This is a genomic window from Streptomyces sp. NPDC002176, assembly GCF_044903645.1.
Classification (GTDB): Bacteria; Actinomycetota; Actinomycetes; order Streptomycetales; family Streptomycetaceae; genus Streptomyces.
Genome location: NZ_JBJDQW010000002.1, coordinates 442535 through 466098, shown reverse-complemented (window position 1 = coordinate 466098; position 23564 = coordinate 442535). Strand labels below are relative to the sequence as shown.

The window sequence follows — 23564 nt, the reverse complement described above, 5'->3', positions numbered from 1 at the left end:
CCGAGCCGTACGCGGTGCCCGCCCACTCCTCACCCGGAGTGGTCGACCCTCAACCATGCATACCTAAGGGGTAAGACAAAGTGGCAGCGGAGATCGTCAATCCTCGCAGCGACAGCGGTGCCGGACCGGAGGGCGGGGCGGCCGAGCCCCTCGACTCCTTCGATCCCGCGTTCGCGCTGCACCGCGGCGGCAAGATGGCCGTGCGGGCCACCGTGCCGGTCCGGGACACGGAAGACCTTTCCCTCGCGTACACCCCCGGCGTCGCGCGCGTGTGCACCGCGATCGCGGAACAGCCGGAGCTGGTCAACGACTACACCTGGAAGTCCTCGGTCGTCGCCGTCGTCACCGACGGCACGGCCGTGCTCGGCCTCGGGGACATCGGTCCCGAGGCGTCCCTCCCCGTGATGGAGGGCAAGGCGATCCTGTTCAAGCAGTTCGGCGGCGTCGACGCGGTGCCGATCGCCCTCGCCTGCACCGGAGTCGACGAGATCATCGAGACCGTCGTCCGGCTCGCCCCGTCCTTCGGCGGGGTCAACCTGGAAGACATCTCGGCGCCGCGCTGCTTCGAGATCGAGCGGCGCCTCCAGGAGCGGCTGGACATCCCGGTCTTCCATGACGACCAGCACGGCACCGCCGTCGTCACGCTGGCGGCGCTGCGCAACGCGGCCCGGCTCAGCGGGCGCGAGATCGGGCAGCTGCGCGTCGTCATCTCCGGGGCCGGGGCGGCCGGTGTCGCCATCGCCCGGATGCTGATCGAGGCCGGTATCGGAGACGTGGCGGTCGCCGACCGCAAGGGCGTCGTCTCCGCCGACCGGACCGATCTGACCGATGTCAAGCGCGAGTTGGCCTCCTTCACCAACAAGGCCGGGCTCACCGGCACGCTGGAGGACGCGCTGGCCGGAGCCGACGTGTTCATCGGCGTCTCCGGTGGCACGGTCGCGGAGGAGGCGGTCGCCTCCATGGCGAAGGGCGCCTTCGTCTTCGCCATGGCCAACCCGAACCCCGAGGTGCACCCGGAGGTCGCGCACAAGTACGCGGCCGTCGTCGCCACCGGGCGCTCCGACTTCCCAAACCAGATCAACAACGTGCTCGCCTTCCCCGGCATCTTCGCCGGTGCGCTCCAGGTGCGGGCCTCGCGGATCACCGAGGGCATGAAGATCGCCGCGGCCGAGGCGCTCGCCGCCGTCGTCGGCGACGATCTCGCCGCCGACTACGTGATCCCCTCGCCGTTCGACGAGCGGGTCGCTCCGGCGGTCACGGCCGCCGTCGCTGCCGCGGCCCGCGCGGAGGGCGTCGCCCGACGCTGAGCCTGCGCGCAAGCGTTCGACGGGAACGGCCTCGCCCCCTTGGGGGGTGGGGCCGTTCGTGGTTTCCGGGGGGGCGCCGGGGGCTGGTCGGGCTGGGGCTGTGGGCGGGCGAGGGTGAGGTGCTCGTGCTGCGGGCTGGCAGGCCAGTGGGGTGTGCCGGGCCGCCGGTCGAGGTTGGGAGCGTTTGCTCGCCAGGCGGGTCCAGGCGGGTCCAGGCGGGTCGTCATGTCGGTCGGGTGCGGCTCGTGGGCCGCGTGGGGCCGGTGGCTTGGCCGGGTGCCGACAGGGCGGGGGCCCGTCGGTGGGCTTGCCGCTGTGCCAGGCGTCGCGAGCCAGGGGGGGACTTCGCGGGCACGACCTGGGCCGGTCGGCCCGTGCCGGTCCGCTGGTGTCGTGCCCGGCCCGGAGGGCTTTCGCGCAAGAGGGTGTGTGTCACACCGTCGGCCGGTTCCGTCGAGGGTGGGGCGGAACCTATCGTCGAGGCCATGTTCGCCGCCTATGCCGCCCGGATCGACCGCGACCAGCCGCTCTCCGGCCTTGAGTTGGGGGAGCGCCCGGCCCCCGAGGCCCGGCCGGGCTGGAGCACCATCGACGTCCGCGCCGCCTCCCTCAACCACCACGACCTCTGGTCCCTGCGGGGCGTCGGACTCCCCGAGGAGCGGCTGCCGATGATCCTCGGCTGTGACGCCGCCGGGATCGACGAGGACGGCAACGAGGTCGTCCTGCACTCCGTCATCGGCCAGAGCGGCCACGGTGTCGGCCCCCGTGAACCCCGCTCCATCCTCACCGAGCGCTACCAGGGCACCTTCGCCGAGCAGGTCGCCGTGCCCACCTGGAACGTGCTGCCCAAGCCGAGGGAACTGTCCTTCGCCGAGGCCGCCTGCCTGCCCACCGCCTGGCTCACCGCGTACCGGATGCTGTTCACCAACGCCGGGGTGCGGCCCGGTGACTCGGTCCTGGTGCAGGGCGCGGGCGGGGGTGTCGCCACGGCCGCCATCGTGCTCGGCCGGGCGGCGGGGCTGCGGGTCTTCGCCACCAGCCGGGACGAGGCCAAGCGGAAGCGGGCGCTGGAACTGGGCGCCGTCGAGGCCGTGGAGCCGGGGGCGCGGCTGCCGCAGCGGGTGGACGCCGTCATCGAGACCGTGGGCGCCGCGACCTGGTCGCACTCCATCAAGTCGCTGCGGCCCGGCGGCACCGTCGTGATCTCCGGTGCCACCAGCGGCGACCGGCCCTCGCATGCCGAGCTGACCCGGATCTTCTTCCTGGAACTCAAGGTCGTCGGCTCGACCATGGGCACCAAGGACGAACTGGAGGACCTGCTCGCCTTCTGCGCCACGACCGGCGTACGTCCCGTCATCGACGAGATCCTCCCGCTGGACCGCGCCCGCGAGGGCTTCGAACGGCTGGAGTCCGGCGAGCACTTCGGGAAGATCGTGCTCAGTAACTCCTGAACCTCTCGGCGGAGTTGGCGGGTCCGGGGTGCCGGGCCCGCCTTTTCGCGCACTCCTTGTCAACTTGGGTTGACATTCCAGGTGCCGTCAACCTAGGTTGACGCCATGACGGATGCAACGGATCTCGCCCAGCGGGCCGGTGACCGCGATCCGCGGGTCGGACTGCGGGCCGTGGCCGCGCTGCGCAGGCTGCTGGAGCAGCTGGAGGCGGTGCAGGTGCGCGGCGCGCGCGATCAGGGCTGGTCGTGGCAGGAGATCGCCGCCGAGCTGGGTGTCAGCAGGCAGGCCGTGCACAAGAAACACGGGAGGCAGTGATGTTCGAACGCTTCACCAAGGACGCCCGTGAAGTCGTCCAGGGCGCGGTCGCGCACGCGGAACGCGCGGGCGTCCGGTCCATCGGCGCCGAGCAACTGCTGCTCGCCCTCCTCGACCGCGAGGGCAGCCGGGCCTCCTTCGCCTTCGCCGCCCTCGGCCTCGCCGAACGCAAGGACTCCCTGCGGACGGCGCTGGCCGAGGCGCGGCGCCGGGCGGGCCTGACCCGGGCGGACACGGACGCCCTCGCCGGACTCGGGATCGACGTCACGGAGATCGTCTCCAGGGTCGAGGAGGCGCACGGCGCCGGGGCGCTGTCCGGCGACCGCCGCGACACGGGCAGCTGGTCCGGCCGCCGGACCTTCGACCAGGACGCCAAGGACGTGCTGGAGGGGGCGCTGCGCGCCGCCGTCGGCCACCGCGACCGGCGCATCGGCGACGAACACCTCCTGCTCGCCCTGACGGTGCGGCCCGGAGTGCCCGCCGAGGTGCTCGCCGACCACGGGGTGACCGACGAGTCGCTGCGGCGGGTCCTGTACGGCGAGGGGGCCGCGCAGGCGGGCTGACGCCGGGCCCCCTGGGAGGTGGCTCAGACCTTGGGGCCGTTGAGTATCGCGCCGATGTGGGCCGCCGCCGTCGACAGCCGGTGGCGGACGTCGCGCAGCTGGTCCTCGGTGACGCCGTGGTCACGGGCCGCGTCCCGGACGTCGTCCCGGAAGCGATCCAGCAGCCGGTCCAGGTCGCGGGCCGGGTCGCCGGTGGGGGGCTCGTGGGTCCAGGCGGGCTCGTACTCCATCGGGAAGTCCGGCGGGGTGTCGGAGTACACGGGGCCGGGCTCGGCCTTGGTGCTGCCGCTGCCCGCCGTGCCGGTCCGCCTGGGGTGCTCCTTGCCGAAGTCGCCGAACTCCCGCGCCAGTTCGGCCAGGCCCTCGCGGACGCCGGTCGGCCAGTCGCCGCGGGTGAAGTGGTCCTGCACCCGCTCCTGGACCCGGCCCGCGAGGCGCCGCATCTCCTCCTGGGCACGGGCGTTGGCCTGCGACTGCGCCTCCTGGGCCTGGCGCCGGGCCTGCTGGGTCTCCTCGCGGGCGCGGCGGCTCTCGTCCTTGGCGCGCCGGGCCTGCTCCTTCCACTCCTGCTTGGCGCGGCGCATCTCCTCCTTGGCGGTCCGCCACGCCTCGGAGTCACCCTGGCCGCTCGGCTCCTCGGAGGCGCCCGGACGGTCGGCGCCCACCCTGCTGGCACGGGTCCGGGAGGCCGCCGCGCGCATCTCGCGGCGCAGGTCGCCCGCGGCGCCCCGCACGTCGGCCTTGATCTCGGCGGCGAGTTCCGCGACCGACTCGCGGATCTCCAGCTCCAGGTCGGCCAGTTCGCCGCTGCGGCCGGCCAGCTCGGCGCGGCCCGCGTCGGTGATCGAGTACACCTTGCGGCCGCCCTCGGTGGTGTGGGTGACCAGGCCCTCGGCCTCCAGCTTGGCCAGGCGCGGGTAGACGGTGCCCGCCGAGGGGGCGTAGAGCCCCTGGAAGCGTTCTTCGAGGAGCCTGATCACCTCGTAGCCGTGGCGCGGGGCCTCGTCGAGCAGCTTGAGGAGGTACAGGCGGAGGCGGCCGTGGGCGAAGACGGGGGGCATGTCAGAGCACCTTCTTGTCGGTCGTGCCGTCCGCGGGGGAGGCGGGGGCGGTGCCGGGGCCGGTCTCCCAGGCGGTGTCGTCGTCCTCCTCGGCCGGGCGGCGCAGCAGGGCGATGGAGCCGGAGGCCGTGGTGGCCCGGAGCTTGCCGCTGCCCGAGCCGAGGCGGCCGGTGATCTTGTGGGCGCCCCACTGGCCCTGCACGCGCAGGCCGTCGAAGGCGTTGGAGATCGAGCCGCTGGCGGTGTTCGCCTCCACGTCGGTGTCGGCCGGGTGCGGGAGCCGTATGGCGATCTCACCGGAGACGCTGGTCAGGCGTACGTCGGTGGGGCCCTCCGGGTCCAGGTCGATGATCATGGAGCCGCTGACCGAGTCGGCGCGGACGGAGGGGCCCGCGCCCTCGACCACGGTCAGATCGCCGGACACCGACTTGAAGCGCAGGTCGCCGCTGACCGCCTGGGCCTCCACGTTGCCCGAGACGGTGTCCGCGCGGACCGGGCCGGAGACGCCGACGAGCGTGGTGTCGCCGGTGACGCCCTTGACCACGGAGGGGCCGCGCACCCCGGAGACGACCGCGGCGGCGCCGACCACCCCCACCTCCGCCCGCGTGTCCGCCGGGACGGCGAGCGAGACGACGGCACTGCGCCGCCAGCCCTCGCGGTCCAGCCACTTCAGGAAGCCCTTCCACGGCAGGTCCTCGTACGCCACGGTCAGGACCCCGTCCCGGTGCGTGACGATCAGGGGTGGGCCTTCGATGTCCGAGACCTCCAGGCGGGCGGAGCTCTCCTCGGTGCCCACGACGTTCACCGTGCCGTTGACGACGCGGACGTTCAGCTCCGTCACGGGGGCTTCGAAGCTCAGCTTCTGGGGTTCGGCGACGGTCCACTCGGACACGGGTCCTCCTCGGGCGTGACGCGGACAAGAGGGCGGAGCGGGACGGTGCGCGGTGGGCGAGGATGCCGACCCGTCACGCCATATCGCGTCTCCTGGTAATCACGATATATCGCGCCTGTCGGAAGTCAAGACACCCTTTCGGGGGACGAGGGCCGCCGCGTGCCGGGCGGTGTGCGGGCGTGCGGGCATGGCTGTGCGGGCCCTGACCGGATGCGGCGGGCCCGCGAATCACCGGGGGCAGGCGGGTTACTCGTCGTCCTCGTCGTCCAGCCGGGCCAGCCAGGTGGCCAGGCGTTCCACCGGTACCTCGAAATCGGGGTTCAGGTCGACGAACGTACGCAGCTGCTCGGCGAGCCACTCGAAGGTGACCTCTTGCTCGCCGCGCCGCTTCTCCAGTTCTTCGATGCCTCGGTCGGTGAAGTACATGGATGACGCTCCGTCGGTCGGTGCAGGGGTAGGGCCGGTCCTGGGCGGGAAGAACCCTCATTCGCGGACGTGACCGCGAGGGGAGAGGGCGCCGCCTGTTCCGGCTGGGGAGCCGGGGGAGGACAGGAAAATCATAGGCAGCCGCCGGGTGCGGCACGCGTCGGGGGACGAGCGGGGGAGAGGACGGGGGAGTCCGATGAACGGGGAGTCGAGGGAGTCGACGCGGGTAGCGCGGATCGAGCTGCCGGACGGTACGCCGGTGTGGGCCCGGATCTCGGGGGCGGAGGAGCTGTCGTACACCGACACCGGGTTCCACGACCGGGTGGAGGCGAGCGTGGAGAGCCTGCACTCGCTGATCACCGGGGTCGCGCGGTCGCTGTCCGGCCCGCTGAGCACGGTGCGGCCGGACGAGGTCAGTGTGGAGTTCGGCATCGAGCTGACCGCGAAGGCCGGAAAGGTGGTCGGCCTCCTCGCGGACGGCGAGGCCAAGGCGGCCCTCACGGTCACCCTGACCTGGAACGGAGGCCCACCGGAGCCGGGTCCCGTACCGGGGGCGGGTCCCGTGCCGGGGGCCGCGCCGGACACGGGTGGACCGGGAGCGGGGCCCTCGCCGGGCGGGCTTGGACCGGGCGGTTCCGGGCCAGGCGGGCCCGGACCGGGCGCACCGCTGCCGGGTCCGGCCGCCCCCGCTCTCCGGGCGGACCCGCACCCCGTACCGGCTACGGCGGACCCGAACCCCGTACCGGGCGCACTGGGCCTGGCCCCTGTACCGGGCGCACTGGGCCCGGCCCCCGTACCGGGCGCGCCGGGCGCGGGCCCCCAACCGGGCCCGGCAAACCCGAACCCTCGACCCGGCGCACCGGCCCCGCCCCCCACACCGGGTCAGCCCGACCCCACCCCCCGCCCGCCCGCCGGACGGCACCCCCTGCCCCGCCCCCGCCCCACCCCAACCCCCCGACCCGAAGCGTTGCTCGGCGTGTGGGGGCATCCGGGATGAGCGTGGGGTACGGCGGGGGCGCACCCGAGGGGGACGGTGCTGCGGGGCTTGCGCTGCGTGACCTCGTTCTGGCGGCGACCGTACGCATTCATCACCCGGGGGCCGGGTATGCCCACGACGAGCCCGACGGCTTCCTCGGCAGCGGCTTCTTCGTCGCGCCGAACTGGGTTCTGACCTGCGCACACGTGGTTCACGCCGGGGAGGGGGGCGAGGTCACCGTGGTGTACCGCACCAGCCCCTACGACGACCCGCGCGCCGTGCCCGGACGCGTGGCCGCGATGCTCCCGGAGCAGACCGGGCGCCCGGTGCCGGGCAGTTGGCCCGCGCCCGACCTCGCCCTCGTCCGGCTGCGCGAGCCCGTCGGCCACACCTGTGTGTACCTGTCCGAGCGGCCCAACCCGCACTTCGGCGGGACCCGGGTGTTCTACGCGGGCTGGACCGCGCCCCGCGGCAGGCTGCAGATCCTGGACGGCCAGCTCACCGTGCAGGGCACCATCAGCGCCTGGTCCCCCGAGGAACAGGTCCGGCTCGGCCAGAACGACCTGCCCTCCGGCGTCTCCGGCGGCCCGGTGGTCGATCCCGTACGCGGTGAGGTCGTCGGCGTGCTCAAGTCCCGCGCGGATCACGGGGGCGGCGGCACCTCCATCGGCGTCGAGCGGCTGCGCACGCTGCGGCTCCCCGCCGACGGCGACGACGTCTACCAGTCCGTCGTCCACGCCCACGACCGCTACCACCGGGACCGCCAGCGGGACGCCGACTCGCCCGACCCCACCTGGACCGACATCCAGGGCGAGCTGGGCGCCCGCCCCGGCCGCACCCTCAGCCCGCAGCAGCGGGGCGAACTGCTCGGGCTGCTCGCCGACCTGCCCCCGCCCGCCAGCACCCGCGCACTGCTCGACCTCCTCCGCTCGCTGCCCGACTTCCGTGTGCCGTCCCTCGTGCCCGCCCCGCGCGGCTGGCGGGACGGGCTCGGACTGCTCTACGAACACGCCCGCCAGGACGGCGCCCTGAAGCTGGTGCTCGAGTACGCGATGGGCGTGCTGTCCGCCGCACGCCCGCCCGCCCCCAGCGCGCTCGCCGCCGAACGCGCCCTGTGGGAGTGGGTGCGGCACGCGGCGGCCGGGCTGGACAGCGGCTACCGGCACACCCTCGCCCGGCGGCGCGCCGAGCTGCTCGGCCGTGCCCAAGTGACGCACCGGCAGGCGGGGTTCGACGCGGGCATCCCCGCGCCCGAGCACAAGCTGCCCGCCCCCCTCGCCCCCGCCGTGCTGCTGGTGGTGCTGCGCCGGGGCTGGGAGCCGGACCACTGCGACTGGTCGGTCTCCGTGGGCGGCGGCCCCGACCAGGAGCCGACCCGGCTGTACGAGGGCGAACGCGCCCCGCTGGACGGCCTCGCGGACCAGGTCGCCGCACCCCTGACCGAGGCGTTCCGGCACGCCGACGAACCCGGCCGCCCCGCCACCCTGTACGCGGCCCTGCCCCATCTGCACCTGGGCCTGCCCGTGGACGAATGGCGGCTCGGACCCGACGCCGTCCCCCTCGGCGCCGAACGGCCGGTCCTGGTCCGCTGCTCGGACCGCGACCAACTCCCCGAGGAGGAGCGGCACACCCGCTCCGCGCCCTGGGAGACGTACGACGAGGACCCGGACACCGAGCGCCGGGACCGCTGGCGCAGGCTGCGACTGCGGCAGGCGCAGGCCGAGGTGCTGGACTGCGACGACGGCGTGCGCAGACCCGTACCGGACGCGGCGGTGCTGCGTGGGCTCGCGCCGCACGCCGTGCCGGTGCTGTGCCGCTCCGGCGACCCGCGCCTCCCGGACGACCCCGCCGCGCTCGGCCGGGTGCTGCGGGCCGGGTTCGGGGTGGTGCTGTGGCGACGGCGGCCGGGCGCGGTGTGCGGGGAGTTCCACCGGGGCGTGAAGACCGTCGTGGACGACGGCGACGGCGCCCTGTTCCTGCCCGACGCGGTGCACGCGCTGCGCCGACGGCTCGGCGCCGGGGACACCGAGTCCTATTGGGCGCACGGGACGGCGCTGCTCTACGACGATCCGCACCTCCCCCTGCCCGGCACCGGAGACCTGCTGGAGGCCCCGTGATCCGGGGCCCCGGTTCCTCCCTGATCCCCTTACCAGCCGTCCGGCGGCTCGCTACCGTGAAGACGCCCCACGGCCGCCCCCGGCGACGAGCGACGAGCGACGACGAGGACCGGACATGACCGAATCCAGTGAGTGGCTCATCTACAGAGGTGCCGGGGAACCCCACGACGGGATGAGCCGGCTGCCCCCGCCGCCGCCCTGGCGGGACTTCTCCGGACGCGGCGCGGACACCGCCGACGACCCGGCCGAGGACGGCGACGGCTCCCGCGACCGCAGGCTGGGCGCGCACCGGCACCTGGCCGAGCTGCACCGGCCCGGCGCCGAGGAGCTGGAGATGATCAACGCGGCGCTCTATCTGCGCCGCCCGCTCCTCGTCACCGGCAGCCCCGGCGCGGGCAAGAGCACGCTCGCCCACTCGGTGGCGTACGAGCTGGGACTCGGCGAGGTGCTGCGCTGGTCCATCGTCAGCCGCTCGGCCCTCCAGGACGGGCTCTACCACTACGACGCCATCGCCCGGCTCCAGGACGTGCAGATCGCGGCGCAGGGCGGGTACGGCAGCGAGGCCGGAAGCCCCGGTTCCGTCGAGGCCATCGGCGGATACATCCGGCTCGGCCCGCTCGGCACCGCCCTGCTGCCCTCGGACACCCCGCGCGTGCTGCTCATCGACGAACTCGACAAGAGCGACATCGACCTGCCCAACGACCTGCTGAACGTGCTGGAGGAGGGTGAGTTCGAGATACCCGAGCTGCGCCGCCTCGCCGACCGGCTGCCCGACGGCGAGGCCGAGGTGCTCACCGCCGACGGCACCAAGGTGCGGGTGCGCGACGGCCGGGTGCGCTGCACCTCCTTCCCGTTCGTGGTCCTCACCAGCAACGGCGAACGGGACTTCCCGGCCCCGCTGATGCGCCGCTGCATCCACCTGGAGCTGGGCCGCCCCGACCACAACCGGCTCGCCACCTTCGTCCGCGCCCACCTCGGGGACGAGGCCGCGCGGGCCGGTGACGATCTGATCGCCCGCTTCCTGGAGCGCTCGGGCAGCGAACTCCTCGCCACCGACCAGCTGTTGAACGCGATCTATCTCACCGACGCGGCCGCCCCGCCGAGCCGTGAGCGCCTGGCCGACCTGCTCATCCAGCGACTAGACCGCCCGAGGTGAGGAGCCGATGCCCGACGCACCGGCACGACACGGCCCCGACACCCCCGACCCGCTCGCCGAACTCGTGCTCCACCTGCGCGGAGCCGGTCTCGAACCGGACACGGAGGGGCTGAGCGACGCCCTGTGGCTGGCCCGCTGGACGGGCGAACGGGAGCCGACCGGCGAGGTCGAGCGGGCCCGTGAGGTGCCACCGCCCCCGCCCGTCCCGCCACCCAAGCCTCAACTCCCGCCACCGCCAAGGGAGCCCGAGGTCCTGACCACCGGCCCCGACCGCAGCGTCCCCCTCTACCCGGCGCCCCGCGACGACCACCCCCGCGCCCGGACCACCACCCGGCTCACCGCACTCCCGGTCGGCGTCCCCGCCGCCCCCGCCCTGCCCTCCGCGCTCGAACTCCAGCGCGCCTTGAGGCCGTTGCAGGCGTACCGCAGTGCCGCGCCCCCGCTGCGCCGCGCGCTGGACGAGACGGCGACCGCCGAACTCAGCGCACAGGCGGGCGGATTGATCCTCCCCGTGTACCGCGAGGTGCGACGCGGGGACACCCGGCTCCAGCTGGTGCTGGACGCGGCGCCCTCGATGCGGGTGTGGGACCGGCTCTTCGCCGAACTCCAAGAGGTGTTCGCCCAGTTGGGTGCCTTCGGTGACATCCGGATCGCCCATCTGCACACCGGGCCGGACGGCGAGGCCACGGTCAGCGCGAGTGCCGATCCGCGCGGGGCGCCCCAGCACACCGTCGACCGGCTCAGCGACCCCACCGGACGCCGGATCACCCTCCTGGTCAGCGACTGCGCGGGCCCGCTGTGGCGCTCCGGCCGCGCGCACCGGCTGCTGCACCGGCTGGCCCGGCTCGCCCCCGTCGCGGTGCTCCAGCCGCTCCCGCAGCGCCTGTGGAGCCGCACCCGGCTGCCGGTCACCTACGGCGAACTGACCCGGGGCGACACCCCCGGCGGCACCGCGCTGCGCGTGCGCACCCCGGACGGCGCGCCCCTCGTACCCCCGCCGGGCGTGCTGCCCGTGCCGGTGCTGCCGCCCGAACCGGTGGCGCTCGGGGCGTGGGCGCGGCTGCTCGCCGGGGCCGGTGCCGGGCCGGTGCCCGGCGCGGTGGGCTGGGTGCGCGCCGACCAGCCGCCCGCGCCGCGGGCCCGCGCCGGGCGCGGACCGACCCCGGTGGAGCGGGTCAGCCGGTTCCGTTCCACCGCGTCACCGGCCGCCGGACGCCTCGCCGTCTATCTGGCCGCCGCCCCGCTCTGCCTGCCCGTGATGCGCCTCGTGCAGCGCACCATGCTGCCCGGCTCCGGCCCCGCCGAACTCGCCGAGGTGCTGCTCGGCGGCCTCGTCCGGCGCGCGGGGGAGGACCACGGGCCGGACGCGGGGCAGTGGTACGAGATGGAGCCGGAGGTACGGGAGGCGCTGCTGTCCACCCTGGGCCGGGACGAGGCCCTGCTCGTCCTCAAGCACTGCTCCGAGTACATCGAGCAGCGCTTCGGCAAGGGCGGCGCCAACTTCCCGGCCCTCGCCCTCGCCCAGCTCGGCGGCACCGGCCAACCGGGGCGCGGGGACGAAAGCCCGGTCGAAACCCGGCTGTTCGGCGCGTACCCCGGGGACGGCGGCGACGCCACCCTCGTCCCCCAGCCCTTCGCCGAGGTCGCCGCGCGGGTGCTGGAGCGCTTCATGCCGCTGCCGGAACAGTTCCGGCTCTACGGCACCCGCCCCGGCACCGCCGCCGGACCCCGGCCCGCGCACCCGGCCGTGGTCCGCGCCCGCACCCTGCTCGCCCGGTTCGACGCCGACGGCATGGTGCAGGACGTGATCGACGCCGTACAACTGCTGCGCGGGGCCACCGAGAACGAGCGGCCCGCCGGGGACGACCCCGCGCTGTGGGCCGAGTACGCGCACGCCGTGCTGCGGCTGTGGGAGGTGCAGGGCGGCTCGGCGCTGCTGGCCGAGGCGGAGGCCGCAGCCGAGCGGGCCGTGGCCCACCCGCACGCCCAGCGGGAGCGGGCCGCGCTGGCCCGGGTGCTGCGTGCGGCCGCCACCGACCGCAGACGGCGCGGCGACCGGCCCGCCGCGCTGGACCTGCTGCGCCGCGCCGACCGGGAGTACGCCGTGGCCTGCGCCGCCCCCGATCTGGAGCCCGCGCAGGCGCTGCGGCTGACCCTGGAGCGGGTCGGCGCGCTGGAGACGCAGTGGCGGCTCGGCGGGGACAGCGCGCTGCTCCAGGGCGCGGTCGGCATGCTGGAGGCGTTCGCCGACATCTGGCCCGACCGCGGACACCGCCCGCCCGAACTGCCCCTCGCCCACGGCAGACTCCTGCTCCGCCTGGCCGACGCCACCAACGACCCCGTACAGGCGCGGGGTTACGCGGCCCAGGCAGCGGGCTCGCTGCGCGACGCGCTGGCGGCCGGGGAGGACGGGGGGCGTGAACCCGTCCTCGTCCGGCTGGACCTGGTCGACGCCCTGCTCCGCTCCGGCGGCGACCTCACCGAGGCCCAGGAACGCGTCGACGCCGCGCTCGCCGTCACCACCGGACGAGCCCTGCGCGCCCAACTCCACGTCCGAGCGGGCCGGATCGGGGTCGCCCGGTACGCCGAGACGGGCGACCCGCGCGAACTCCGCGACGCCGCGGAGGCGTTCGCCCGTGCCGCCGCCGACACCTCCAGGGAGGCCGCCGGTTACCCCGGTGTGCTCGCCGAGTGGGGCGAGGTGCTGCTGCGCCGGGCCGACGCCGAGAGCGGGGAGCGGGCCTGGGAGGCCCTCGCGCACGCGATCCGGGTCCTGCGGGACTGCCGCCGCGAGACCCACACCGGCAGCCCGCACACCGCGCACCGCCTGCTGATGCTGGGCCGCGCCCTGATCCGGCGCTACCGGCTGCGCGGCGACCGGGTGGACCTGCGCGAGGCGGAGCATCTCTTCGGGCTCGCGGCCGCCGAGGCGGACGAACCCCTGCCCGCCGCGCGCTGCTTCCTGGAGCTGGGACAGGCACAGTACGAGGCGTACCGGAGCCTGGCCCGGCCGACCCGGCTGGACGACGCCGTGGACGCCTTCCGGGCGGCGGCCGAGTCGGCGCGGGAGGCCGAGACGGCGGCCGAGTCCGACCGCGACCGCCGGATCGCCGTCGAACTGTGCGCGCAGGCGCACCACTGGCGGGGTATGTCCTATGAGGCGGCGTCCCGGCCGCGCGCGGCCCGCGAGGCGTACCGCGCGGCCCGCGCCGAGTGGGCGCGCCTGCCCGAGGACAGCCTCGGCACCGGCGCCCCGACGGCCGAGGACACCACCGACCGGCTGGCCGGACTCGGCTGACCGGCACCGCACGGACGAGCACCACACGGACGACCACCACGGGAGGCAGCGATGACGAGCGCGGGCGACGAGACGGCCGTACCGGAGCACGGCGAGCCGCTGCCGGACCTGCTCACCCTGGACCTGGAGGAACTGCGCACCATGGACCACCCCGTCCTGCGCGAGGTCCTGGACACCCTCACCGAACGCGCCACCCGCCCCACCGAGATGCTCTGGGGCTTCAACAACTGCCTCTGAGCCGTTCGCTACTGGTCACCCGACGGCGGAAACCGGCAAGTTCCGCCGCCTTGCGTTTGGGTCCGGGCCGCGGCCGGGCATCGCCCGCACACACGGGCGAACGAGCCGCGCCCGCATCACGGGTACGGGGGTGCTGGATGTCCGGGACGACCGCCGCCCCGACGCGGGCGACACCGCGCCCCTTCCGCCAGTTCATCGTCAAGGCGCACGGCCGCTGCAACCTCGCCTGCCGCTACTGCTACCTCTACGAGGGCCCCGACCACACCTGGCGCGCCCGCCCCGCCGCCGCCCCCGCCGAGGTGCTGGACCGCACCGCCGACCGCATCGGACGGCACGCCCGCGACCACGCCCTGACCGCGCTCTCCCTCGTCCTGCACGGCGGCGAACCCCTGCTGGCCGGGGCCGACACCCTGGCCGCGTTCACCGACACCGTGCGCGCCCGGGTGCCGGAGGGCTGCGCCGTCCACGCCACCGTGCAGACCAACGCCACCCTGCTCACCCACGACCGGGTGGCCGTCCTCGCCCGGCACGGCATCCGGGTCGGCATCAGCCTCGACGGCGGCAGCGCCGCGCTCAACCACCGCCGCGTCGACCACGCCGGACGCCCCTCCTGGCCCGCCGCCGCGCGCGGCGCCCGCCTGGTCGCCGACCGCTTCCCCGAGGCGTACGCGGGCGTCCTCACCGTCGTCGACCCCACCACCGACCCCGTCGGGACCTACGAGTCCCTGCTCACGCTCGGCCCGCCCGCGCTCGACCTGCTGCTGCCGCACGGCAACTGGTCGGCCCCGCCCCCGCACGAGGGCGCGTACGGCGACTGGCTGTGCCGCGTCTTCGACCGCTGGTGGTCGGCCGGGCGGCGCGAGACCCGGGTCCGGCTCTTCGAGGAGTGCCTCGCCCTGCTGCTCGGCCTGCCCGCCGCCACCGAGTCGTTGGGGCTCGCCCCCTTCGACGCCGTCGTCATCGAGACCGACGGTTCCATCGAACAGGTCGACTCGCTGAAATCGGCGTACGACGGCGCCGCCGAGACCGGGCTCGACGTGTTCCGGCACGACTTCGACCAGGCCCTCGCCCACCCCGGTGTCGCCGCCCGGCAGGCCGGGCTCGCGGGGCTCGCCGGGCGGTGCCGGGCCTGCCCGCTGGTCAGGGTGTGCGGGGGCGGCCACTACGCCCACCGCTACCGCGCCGGACACGGCTTCCAGAACCCGTCGGTGTACTGCGCCGACCTCCAGCGCTTCATCCGGCACGTGGCCGCGCGGCTCGCCGAGGAAGGAGGCACCCCGTGACGGTTCCCGAGCCCCTGGACCGCGCCCTCGCCGAACTCAGCCGCACCGAGGGCGGCCCCGAGACCCTCGCCCTCCTCGTCCGCGACCAGGACACTCGGCGCATGCTGCTGCTGCGCGCCGTCCTCGACGCCGCCGAGGCGGCCGACCCCGCCCACTGCCCGCCCGCCGTCAAGCGGCGGCTGCGCGAGGACTGGGCCCTGCTGACGGCGGCCGACCGCACCACCGACGGCCCCCACTCGCCCGCCCGGACCCGGCTCACCTACCCCTTCACCGGCCCCTGGGCCCGCCGCTGCCTGACCGCGCTCACCACACCCGACGGCACCCGCGAACTCCCACTGGAACTCGCCTACTTCAGCGCCCTCGCCGCAGCCGCCGCCGCCCGCGCGGGCCTGCCCTTCAGCACCGGACTCACCGCCCGCGACGGCCTGCTCTGCCTGCCCTCCCTCGGCGTGCTCCGCACCGGCCGGACCGGCTCCGCCGAGATCGAGGTACGGCACAAGAACGGCCGCCTGACCCTGCGCAGACGCGGCGCCTCCGACGTCCACATCCGCCTCGAGCAGGGCATCGGCGCCTGGTCCGGCGCCCCCGCCTGGACCCCCGCCCACGCCCTGCCCGGCCTACTGCCCGGCGCCGCGCCCGTCCCGCTGGACGACCTCGACCCGTACCGCACCCCGCCCCGCGACCCCGGACGGTTCGCGTTCAGCGGGCCCAGCGGACCCGACCACGCCGAACGCAAACGCTGGCTGCAGGCATGGTCCGGCACCGCGCAGGCGCTGCGCACCGGCGGCGAACAGCGGCTCACCGAGACCACCGCCCTGCTGCGCTGCCTCGTACCCCTCGCGCCCCCGCCCGGCTCCGACGGCCGGGGCAGCTCCAGCGGCACCCGGCGCGAGGCGTTCGGCGCGCTGCTCAGCACCACCCCCGCCACCCCGACCGCGCTCGCCGCGACCCTCGTCCACGAGATGCAGCACACCAAACTCGCCGCCCTCGGCGAGCTGGTGGAACTCCACCGGGCCGGACCCGAGGCCCGCTACTTCGCCCCCTGGCGCCCCGACCCCCGCCCCTACGACGGACTGCTGCACGGCACCTACGCGCACCTCGCGCTGGCCGGCCACTTCCAGCGCACCGCCCTCGCCGAACCCGCCCGCCGCGAGGCCGCCTGGGCCGAACACGCCCGCTACCACGCCCAGGTCGCCGCCGCCCTGCCCGCGCTCGTCGCCTCACCCGATCTCACCCCGGCCGGACGCCGGTTCGTCGACGGCATGGCCGCCGCCCACGAACGGCTCTCCGCCCGCCCCGCACCCCGGGGGCACACGGCGCGCGCGCAGGCGTACGTCAAGGCGGTGCGCACCCTGTGGACGCAGCGACAGCCCCCCACGCCGCCGATCCCGAACAGGTGAAATGCCGACTTCGCACCCCCGGCTGCGCGAAGATCGGCGCAGCGCGCCGCTCGTTCCGGCGGTCGCCGGGCTCTCCCCAGAGCCGCGCCGAGGTTCTAGGATTTCCTGTCTACGTGCTGGAGGCCGCCGCATGTCTGAAGCTCGTACGCCGGTCGGGTCGACGGCGCCGAACGGGAACGGCGCCGCGAGGCAGACCGTCACGATCAGCTTCGCCGGGTTCAACCGGGCCTGGGCCGCCTGGATCGGGGACCGGCTGGAGCGGCGCGGCCTCAGAGTGGTCTATCTGCGCTGGGACGCACCCCCGGACCAGTCGCTCACCGACCTGCTGCGCGACCTCACCCTCGCCGAGGGCCGCACCCTGATCGTGGTCAGCGAGTGGTACTTCCAGCTCGGCCCGCGCACCCACGACGAGTGGAACGCGGCCCTGCGCGAGGTGGTCGGCGCCGATCCGGGCCGGTTCGCCGCCGTCTCCGTCACCAACGCCTCCGTGCCCTCCGCCGTCGCCGCCCTCGCCCCCGTGGACCTCACCAACATGGGCGCCGACGAGGCCGAACGCCGCCTGATGGACCGCCTCGACCTGCCCCCCGGCACCCGCCCGGACGACGACCCGGCCCGCCCCGCACCCCGCTTCCCGGCCGCCATGCCCGACGTGTGGGGCGGTGTGCCGCGCCGCAACACCCGCTTCACCGGCCGCGAACCGCTGCTCAACGACGCCTACCACCTGCTCCAGGGCAGCGAGCCCGGCGCGGGCGTCCTCACCCTGCACGGCATGTCCGGCGTCGGCAAGACCCAGCTGGCCGCCGAGTACGTCTACCGCTTCGGCTCCGAATACGACGTGGTGTGGTGGGTCAACGCCGAGAAACGCGTCAGCTACCGCCGCCTCCTCGCCGAACTCGCCCCCAAACTCGGCCTGTCCACCGGCGCCGAGTACGGCGAGCGGCTGCGCGCGGTCCGGGACGCGCTGCGCCGGGGCACCCCGTACTCCCGCTGGCTGCTCGTGCTGGACGGCGCCGACGAACCCGACCAGATCTGGGACCTCGTCCCCACCGGCCCCGGCCACGTCCTCATCACCTCCCGCAACCCCGAGTGGAGCGAGCACAACAGCAAGCTCCTCGAAGTCCCCGTCTACGGCCGCGACGAGTCGGTCGCCTTCATCCGGCGCCGCGCGCCCCGGCTCACCGAACCCGACGCCGACCAGCTCGCCCAGGCCCTGGAGGACCTGCCGCTGCTGCTCGACCAGACCGCGGGCTGGCTCAACGACTCCGACCTGTCGGTGGATGAGTACATCGCCCTGCTGGACGGCGGTATCGACCAGGACGTGGTCAAGGTGTCCGCGGACTTCCCGCTCGCCTTCCAGACCGCCTGGTCGATACTGCTGAACAAGCTCCGCGAGACCGTCCCCGAATCCGTCGACCTGCTCCGGCTGTGCACCTTCTTCGCCCCCGGCTTCATCCCGGTCCGGCTGCTGAAGGACATGAGCCACGACGACCTGCCCGAACAGCTCGCCGGACTGCTGGACGACCCGCTGCTGTGGAACAAGGCCGTCAACCAGCTCCGCCAGTACTCCGTGGTCCGGCTGGAGTCGCACGAGGCCATGCTGGACGAGGTCGTGGCCTCCGGCGAGTCGGTGTACCTGCACCGGATGGTCCACCAGATCGTGCACAAGGACATGCCCGAGGCCGACCGGAAAGAGTTCATCGAGGTGGTCCGCCGCGCCCTGGCCGAAGCCGACCCCGGCCGTCCCACCGACACCCGTAACTGGGACGCCTACGCCGAGATCGTCCCGCATCTCAAGTACGCCGACGTGCTGCGCAGCAGGGACCGCAAGGTGCAGGGGCTGGTGCTCAACTGCCTGCGGTACATGCTGTTCGCGGGGGAGTACACCGCGGGCGTCAACCTCGGCGGCCGCGCCCTGCGCTCCTGGCGCGCCCTGCTCGGCGAGTCCCACCCCCGGGTGTGGGAGGTCACCTACCACTACGCCAACCTGCTCCGCTCGGCCGGCCGCTTCCAGGAGACCGAGGCCATCGACCGGGCCGCCCGCGAACAACTCCGCGCCGAACGCGGCGAACACGACCTCGACCATCTGCGGATGGCCGGCGGACTCGCCGCCGACCTGCGCGAACTCGGCCAGTACGACGACGCCCTCGAACTCGACCAGTGGCTCTACCCCACCTACCGCGAGCTGTTCGGCGAGCACGACTCCCGCACCCTCAACGCCCAGAACAACCTCGGCTTCACCTTGCGCCTCCTCGGCCGCTACGACCAGGCCCGCGGCTTCGACACCCGCACCCTGGAGGCCCGCCGCCAACTGCTCAAGGGCCGCCACCCCTGGACCCTGTTCTCCGAGGTCTCCTACGCCGTCGACCTGCGCCTGCTGGGCCGGTACGCCGAGGCCGAGTCCATCCAGGCGAAGAACGTCCGCGAGTACCGCATCGTCATGGGCCCGGACAACCAGAACACCCTGCGCGCCGAGCACAACCTCGCCCTGTGCAAGCTGCGCGGCGGCGACCGGACGGCGGCGGGCGAGCTGCTCACCCGCGTCCTGGAAGGGCTGGAGCGCAAGCTCGGCGACACCCACACGCACACCCTGGCCGCCGCCGTCAGCCAGAGCTGCTTCGCCCGCGAGCACGGCGACATCGACCAGGCCCGCGAGGCCAGCGAATCCGTCCTCGCCCGCTACGAACTGCTGCTGCCCGAGGGCCACCCCTTCATCATCGGCGCCCGCGCCAACCACGCGCTGGTGCTGCGCAGCGTCGGCGAACGCGACCATGCCCATGTGCTGATCGAGCAGAGCCTCGCCGACATGTCCGCCGCGCTCGGCGAGACCCACCCCTACGCCCTGGGCTGCGCCGTCAACGCGGCCGCGCTGCGCAACCTCGTCGGGGACACCGAGTCTGCCGCGGACCTCAGCCAGATCACCATCCTGCGCGCCACCGACACCCTGGGCCGCACCCACCCCCTCACCCTGACCGCCCGCGTCGCCTACGCGGCCGACCTGCGCGCCCTGCGCGACCGCCAGCAGGCGGAGAAGGTCGAACAGGAGGCCCTGGCCGACCTCGCCGCCACCCTCGGCCCCCAGCACGTCCACACCATCTCCGCCCGCTCCCGCAACCGCCCGTACTGGGACTTCGAGCCCCAGGCCAGCTGACGGCACGGAAAAGGCCCGGCCCCCGGATCAGCTCCGGGGGCCGGGCCCTTCAGCGTCGCTCAGTGAGCGGAGGTCAGGCTTCGAAGACCTCGTTCACCAGCTGCTCCTGCTCCGCCTGGTGGCGCTTCGCGGAGCCCACCGCCGGGGAGGAGCCGTGCGCGCGCGAGATGCGGCGCAGGCGCTCGCCCGCCGGGACGTCGGCACCGACGGCCAGGTCCAGGTGGTCGATCAGGTTGAGCGCGATGAACGGCCACGCACCCTGGTTCGCCGGCTCCTCCTGCACCCACAGGTATTTCTCGGCGTTCGGGTACTTGTTGACCTCGGCCTGGACCTCGGCGCCGGGCAGCGGGTACAGCCGCTCGATGCGGATGATCGCCGTGTCCGTGGCGCCGCGCTTCTGCCGCCCGGCCTCCAGGTCGTAGTACACCTTGCCCGAGCAGAACACGACCTTGCGGACGGCCGCCGGGTCCACCGTGCTGTCGCCGATGACCGGACGGAACTCGCCGGAGGTGAACTCCTCCGCCGACGACGCCGCGGCCTTCAGACGCAGCATCGACTTCGGGGTGAAGACGACCAGCGGCTTGTGGTCCGGGTTGTGGACCTGCCAGCGCAGCAGGTGGAAGTAGTTCGCAGGCGAGGTCGGCATGGCGACCGTCATGTTGTTCTGCGCGCAGAGCTGCAGGAACCGCTCCGGGCGGGCCGAGGAGTGGTCCGGGCCCTGGCCCTCGTAACCGTGCGGCAGCAGCAGGACCACACCGGAGGTCTGGTTCCACTTCTGCTCGGCCGAGGAGATGAACTCGTCCACGACCGTCTGCGCGCCGTTGACGAAGTCGCCGAACTGCGCCTCCCACATCACCAGCGCGTCCGGGCGGGCCAGCGAGTAGCCGTACTCGAAGCCCATCGCCGCGTACTCGGAGAGCAGGGAGTTGTAGACGTTCAGCCGCGCCTGGTCCTCGGAGAGGTACTGCAGCGGGGTGTACTCCTCGCCGGTCTCCCGGTCGATGAGCACCGCGTGGCGCTGGCCGAAGGTGCCGCGCTGGGAGTCCTGGCCCGCGAGACGGACCGGGGTGCCCTCCAGCAGCAGCGAACCGATGGCCAGGGTCTCGCCCATGCCCCAGTCGATCGTGCCGTCCTCCACCATCGCCGCCCGGCGCTGGAGCTGCGGCTGCAGCCGCGGGTGGACGGTGATGTTGTCCGGGACGTTGACCTGGGACTCGGCGATCCGCTTGACGACCTCCGCGGAGATCGCGGTCGGGACCGCCGTCGGGAAGCCGTCCTTCGGCGCCGGGGACTCGCCCTGCGCGGGCTGCGAGGTGACCTCGCGGACCTCGGTGAAGACCTTCTCCAGCTGGCCCTGGTAGTCCTGGAGCGCCTGCTCGGCCTCCTCCAGCGTGATGTCGCCCCGGCCGATCAGGGACTCGGTGTACAGCTTGCGCACCGAGCGCTTCTTGTCGATCAGGTCGTACATCAGCGGCTGGGTGAAGGCCGGGTTGTCCGACTCGTTGTGACCGCGGCGGCGGTAGCAGATGAGGTCGATCACCACGTCCTTGTTGAACGCCTGACGGAACTCGAAGGCGAGCCGCGCGACGCGGACCACGGCCTCCGGGTCGTCGCCGTTCACGTGGAAGATCGGGGCCTCGATCATGCGGGCCACGTCGGTGGCGTACATCGAGGAGCGCGAGGACTCCGGGGCGGCGGTGAAGCCGACCTGGTTGTTGATGACGATGTGGACCGTGCCGCCGGTGCGGTAGCCGCGCAGCTGCGACATGTTCAGGGTCTCGGCCACCACGCCCTGGCCCGCGAAGGCCGCGTCGCCGTGGATCGCCACCGGCAGCACGGTGAAGTCCGTGCCGCCCTTGTTGATGATGTCCTGCTTGGCGCGGGCGACGCCCTCCAGGACCGGGTCGACCGCCTCCAGGTGCGAGGGGTTCGCGACCAGCGAGACCGCGATCTGCTCGCCGTCCAGGCCGGTGAAGGTGCCCTTGGCGCCCAGGTGGTACTTCACGTCGCCGGAGCCGTGCATCGACTTCGGGTCGAGGTTGCCCTCGAACTCCCGGAAGATCTGCGCGTACGACTTGCCGACGATGTTGGCGAGGATGTTCAGGCGGCCGCGGTGGGCCATGCCGATGACGACCTCGTCCAGGCGCGACTCGGCGGCGGAGTCGATGACCGCGTCGAGCAGCGGGATGACGGACTCGCCGCCCTCCAGGGAGAACCGCTTCTGGCCGACGTACTTCGTCTGCAGGAACGTCTCGAACGCCTCGGCGGCGTTCAGGCGGCGCAGGATGCGCAGCTGCTCCTCACGCTCCGGCTTGGAGTGCGGGCGCTCGACGCGGTCCTGGATCCACTTGCGCTGCTTGGGGTCCTGGATGTGCATGAACTCGATGCCGATGGTGCGGCAGTACGAGTCGCGCAGCACGCCCAGGATGTCGCGCAGCTTCATCAGGGACTTGCCCGCGAAGCCGCCGACGGCGAACTCGCGCTCCAGGTCCCACAGGGTGAGCCCGTGCTCGGTGATGTCGAGGTCGGGGTGCTTGCGCTGCTGGTACTCCAGCGGGTCGGTGTCGGCCATGACGTGGCCGCGGACCCGGTAGGAGTGGATCAGCTCGAAGACGCGGGCGGCCTTGGTGACGTCGTCGTCGTGGGACGCGTCGATGTCCTTGAGCCAGCGGACCGGCTCGTAGGGGATGCGCAGCGCCTCGAAGATGTCGTCGTAGAAGCCGTTCTCGCCGAGGAGAAGGTTGGCGACCTGGCGCAGGAACTCGCCGGAGGCGGCGCCCTGGATGACCCGGTGGTCGTAGGTCGACGTGAGCGTCATGACCTTGGAGACGCCGAGCTTGTTCAGGGTGTCCTGGCTGGTGCCCTGGAACTCCGCCGGGTAGTCCATGGAGCCGACGCCCATGATCACCGACTGGCCGGGCATCAGGCGCGGCACGGAGTGCACGGTGCCGAGGCCGCCGGGGTTGGTCAGGGAGACCGTGACACCGGTGAAGTCGTCCATCGTGAGCTTGCCCTCGCGGGCACGGCGGACGATGTCCTCGTAGGCCTGCCAGAACTCGAAGAAGTTCAGCGTCTCGGCCTTCTTGATGGCCGCGACGACCAGCTGGCGGTCGCCGTTGGGCTTCACCAGGTCGATGGCCAGACCGAGGTTGACGTGCGGCGGCTTGACCAGGGTCGGCTTGCCGTCCTTCTCGCCGAACGAGTAGTTCATCGGCGGCATGGCCTTGATGGCCTGCACCATGGCGAACCCGATGAGGTGCGTGAAGGAGATCTTCCCGCCGCGGGCCCGCTTGAGGTGGTTGTTGATGACGATGCGGTTGTCGAACAGCAGCTTCACCGGGACCGCGCGGACCGAGGTGGCGGTCGGCAGTTCCAGCGAGGCGTTCATGTTCTTGACCACGGCCGCGGACGGACCGCGCAGCGTCACGTACTCGGGGCCCTCGGGGGCCTCGGTGGCGGGCGCGGCGGCGGCCTTCGGCTTCGCGGCGGGCTGGGCCGCCTTCGCCGGGGCCTGGGCGGCCGGGGCCTGGGCGGCCGGAGCCGCCTTCGCCGCGGGCGCCTGGGCCGGAGCCTGGGCGGGCGTGGGCGTGGCGGCGGGCTTGGCAGCCGGGGCCTGGGCCTGGGCGGGCGCGGCCGGAGCCTGCGCGGCCTGGGCCGGGGGAGCGGTGGGGGTGGTGCCCGCGGCCCCCGCGGCCGCGGTACCCGCCGGAGCCGGGGCGGCGGGCGCTCCCGGCTTGTAATCGGCGAAGAAGTCCCACCAGGCACGGTCTACCGAATTCGGGTCCTGGAGGTACTGCTGATAGATCTCATCGACGAGCCACTCGTTCGGGCCGAACGCCGCGGCGGCGTTCTTCCCGGCTTGGTCGTCGGTGGAGACGTTCGAGTTACTGGGGGACTGTGGCGACACGGCGGCAACCGCCCTCTTCCGCTTCAC

The 23564-nt window shown here is 73.9% G+C and carries 15 protein-coding genes and 1 pseudogene; 12 read left to right on the top strand and 4 right to left on the bottom strand.

Annotated elements, in window-relative coordinates:
- Window positions 1-80 precede the first annotated feature (80 nt).
- The 4 genes from ACI2LY_RS10290 (at window position 81) to ACI2LY_RS10275 (ending at window position 3636) form a co-directional block, all read left to right on the top strand.
- The gene (locus tag ACI2LY_RS10290; RefSeq protein ID WP_404706794.1) at window positions 81-1307 is read left to right on the top strand and encodes an NADP-dependent malic enzyme; all 1227 of its coding nucleotides are present in this window, start codon (window positions 81-83) and stop codon (window positions 1305-1307) included.
- 485 nt (window positions 1308-1792) lie between these two features.
- Window positions 1793-2758, top strand: a complete 966-nt coding sequence (locus ACI2LY_RS10285) for a zinc-binding dehydrogenase (RefSeq protein WP_401447145.1) — start codon at window positions 1793-1795, stop codon at window positions 2756-2758.
- A gap of 105 nt (window positions 2759-2863) precedes the next feature.
- Window positions 2864-3073, top strand: coding sequence for a helix-turn-helix domain-containing protein (locus ACI2LY_RS10280; protein WP_401630486.1), 210 nt, complete (start codon window positions 2864-2866; stop codon window positions 3071-3073).
- Window positions 3073-3636, top strand: coding sequence for a Clp protease N-terminal domain-containing protein (locus ACI2LY_RS10275; protein ID WP_404706793.1), 564 nt, complete (start codon window positions 3073-3075; stop codon window positions 3634-3636). The genes ACI2LY_RS10280 and ACI2LY_RS10275 overlap by 1 nt, the downstream gene beginning before the upstream one ends.
- 23 nt (window positions 3637-3659) lie before the next feature.
- Here the strand turns inward: ACI2LY_RS10275 and ACI2LY_RS10270 are convergent, their stop codons facing one another.
- The 3 genes from ACI2LY_RS10270 to ACI2LY_RS10260 form a co-directional block, all read right to left on the bottom strand.
- Entirely contained in the window at window positions 3660-4697 is a 1038-nt protein-coding gene (locus ACI2LY_RS10270; protein WP_404706792.1) for a helix-turn-helix transcriptional regulator, read from the bottom strand.
- 1 nt (window position 4698) lies between these two features.
- Window positions 4699-5589 (bottom strand): DUF4097 family beta strand repeat-containing protein, encoded by an 891-nt coding sequence (locus ACI2LY_RS10265; protein WP_404706791.1) that lies wholly within the window; start codon window positions 5587-5589, stop codon window positions 4699-4701.
- Between the two features lie 246 nt (window positions 5590-5835).
- Complete coding sequence (locus tag ACI2LY_RS10260) at window positions 5836-6015, bottom strand: DUF6104 family protein (protein WP_046418474.1); 180 nt, start codon at window positions 6013-6015, stop codon at window positions 5836-5838.
- A 196-nt stretch (window positions 6016-6211) separates the two neighbouring features.
- Between ACI2LY_RS10260 and ACI2LY_RS10255 the strand changes: the two are divergent.
- From ACI2LY_RS10255 to fxsT, 8 genes and pseudogenes are all read left to right on the top strand, one after another.
- Window positions 6212-6679: pseudogene (locus ACI2LY_RS10255) on the top strand (CU044_2847 family protein); the annotation flags it as partial.
- Window positions 6680-7008: 329 nt separating this feature from the next.
- Entirely contained in the window at window positions 7009-9108 is a 2100-nt protein-coding gene (locus ACI2LY_RS10250; RefSeq protein WP_404706790.1) for a trypsin-like peptidase domain-containing protein, read from the top strand.
- Between the two features lie 115 nt (window positions 9109-9223).
- Window positions 9224-10264 (top strand): AAA family ATPase, encoded by a 1041-nt coding sequence (locus ACI2LY_RS10245; protein ID WP_404706789.1) that lies wholly within the window; start codon window positions 9224-9226, stop codon window positions 10262-10264.
- Between the two features lie 7 nt (window positions 10265-10271).
- A complete protein-coding gene (locus tag ACI2LY_RS10240) occupies window positions 10272-13562 on the top strand; it encodes an SAV_2336 N-terminal domain-related protein (RefSeq protein WP_404706788.1) in 3291 nt (1096 codons plus the stop codon).
- 51 nt (window positions 13563-13613) lie between these two features.
- Window positions 13614-13799, top strand: a complete 186-nt coding sequence (gene fxsA / locus ACI2LY_RS10235) for an FxSxx-COOH cyclophane-containing RiPP peptide (RefSeq protein WP_393596178.1) — start codon at window positions 13614-13616, stop codon at window positions 13797-13799.
- A 137-nt stretch (window positions 13800-13936) separates the two neighbouring features.
- Window positions 13937-15082 (top strand): FxsB family cyclophane-forming radical SAM/SPASM peptide maturase, encoded by a 1146-nt coding sequence (locus tag ACI2LY_RS10230; RefSeq protein ID WP_404706787.1) that lies wholly within the window; start codon window positions 13937-13939, stop codon window positions 15080-15082.
- A complete protein-coding gene (locus tag ACI2LY_RS10225) occupies window positions 15079-16482 on the top strand; it encodes an aKG-HExxH-type peptide beta-hydroxylase (protein WP_404706786.1) in 1404 nt (467 codons plus the stop codon). Before ACI2LY_RS10230 ends, ACI2LY_RS10225 begins: the two co-directional genes overlap by 4 nt.
- Window positions 16483-16612: 130 nt before the next feature.
- A complete protein-coding gene (gene fxsT, locus ACI2LY_RS10220; protein ID WP_404706785.1) occupies window positions 16613-19630 on the top strand; it encodes an FxSxx-COOH system tetratricopeptide repeat protein in 3018 nt (1005 codons plus the stop codon).
- Between the two features lie 73 nt (window positions 19631-19703).
- Here fxsT and ACI2LY_RS10215 read toward each other — a convergent pair whose 3' ends face one another.
- Entirely contained in the window at window positions 19704-23537 is a 3834-nt protein-coding gene (locus ACI2LY_RS10215) for a multifunctional oxoglutarate decarboxylase/oxoglutarate dehydrogenase thiamine pyrophosphate-binding subunit/dihydrolipoyllysine-residue succinyltransferase subunit (RefSeq protein WP_404706784.1), read from the bottom strand.
- Between the last annotated feature and the right edge of the window lie 27 nt (window positions 23538-23564).

Coding starts and splice junctions, on each gene's coding strand:
- ACI2LY_RS10285 (WP_401447145.1), top strand. CDS start 1,793: ATGTTCGCCGCCTATGCCGCCCGGATCGACCGCGACCAGCCGCTCTCC.
- ACI2LY_RS10280 (WP_401630486.1), top strand. CDS start 2,864: ATGACGGATGCAACGGATCTCGCCCAGCGGGCCGGTGACCGCGATCCG.
- ACI2LY_RS10275 (WP_404706793.1), top strand. CDS start 3,073: ATGTTCGAACGCTTCACCAAGGACGCCCGTGAAGTCGTCCAGGGCGCG.
- ACI2LY_RS10270 (WP_404706792.1), bottom strand. CDS start 4,697: ATGCCCCCCGTCTTCGCCCACGGCCGCCTCCGCCTGTACCTCCTCAAG.
- ACI2LY_RS10260 (WP_046418474.1), bottom strand. CDS start 6,015: ATGTACTTCACCGACCGAGGCATCGAAGAACTGGAGAAGCGGCGCGGC.
- ACI2LY_RS10250 (WP_404706790.1), top strand. CDS start 7,009: ATGAGCGTGGGGTACGGCGGGGGCGCACCCGAGGGGGACGGTGCTGCG.
- ACI2LY_RS10245 (WP_404706789.1), top strand. CDS start 9,224: ATGACCGAATCCAGTGAGTGGCTCATCTACAGAGGTGCCGGGGAACCC.
- ACI2LY_RS10240 (WP_404706788.1), top strand. CDS start 10,272: ATGCCCGACGCACCGGCACGACACGGCCCCGACACCCCCGACCCGCTC.
- fxsA (WP_393596178.1), top strand. CDS start 13,614: ATGACGAGCGCGGGCGACGAGACGGCCGTACCGGAGCACGGCGAGCCG.
- ACI2LY_RS10230 (WP_404706787.1), top strand. CDS start 13,937: ATGTCCGGGACGACCGCCGCCCCGACGCGGGCGACACCGCGCCCCTTC.
- fxsT (WP_404706785.1), top strand. CDS start 16,613: ATGTCTGAAGCTCGTACGCCGGTCGGGTCGACGGCGCCGAACGGGAAC.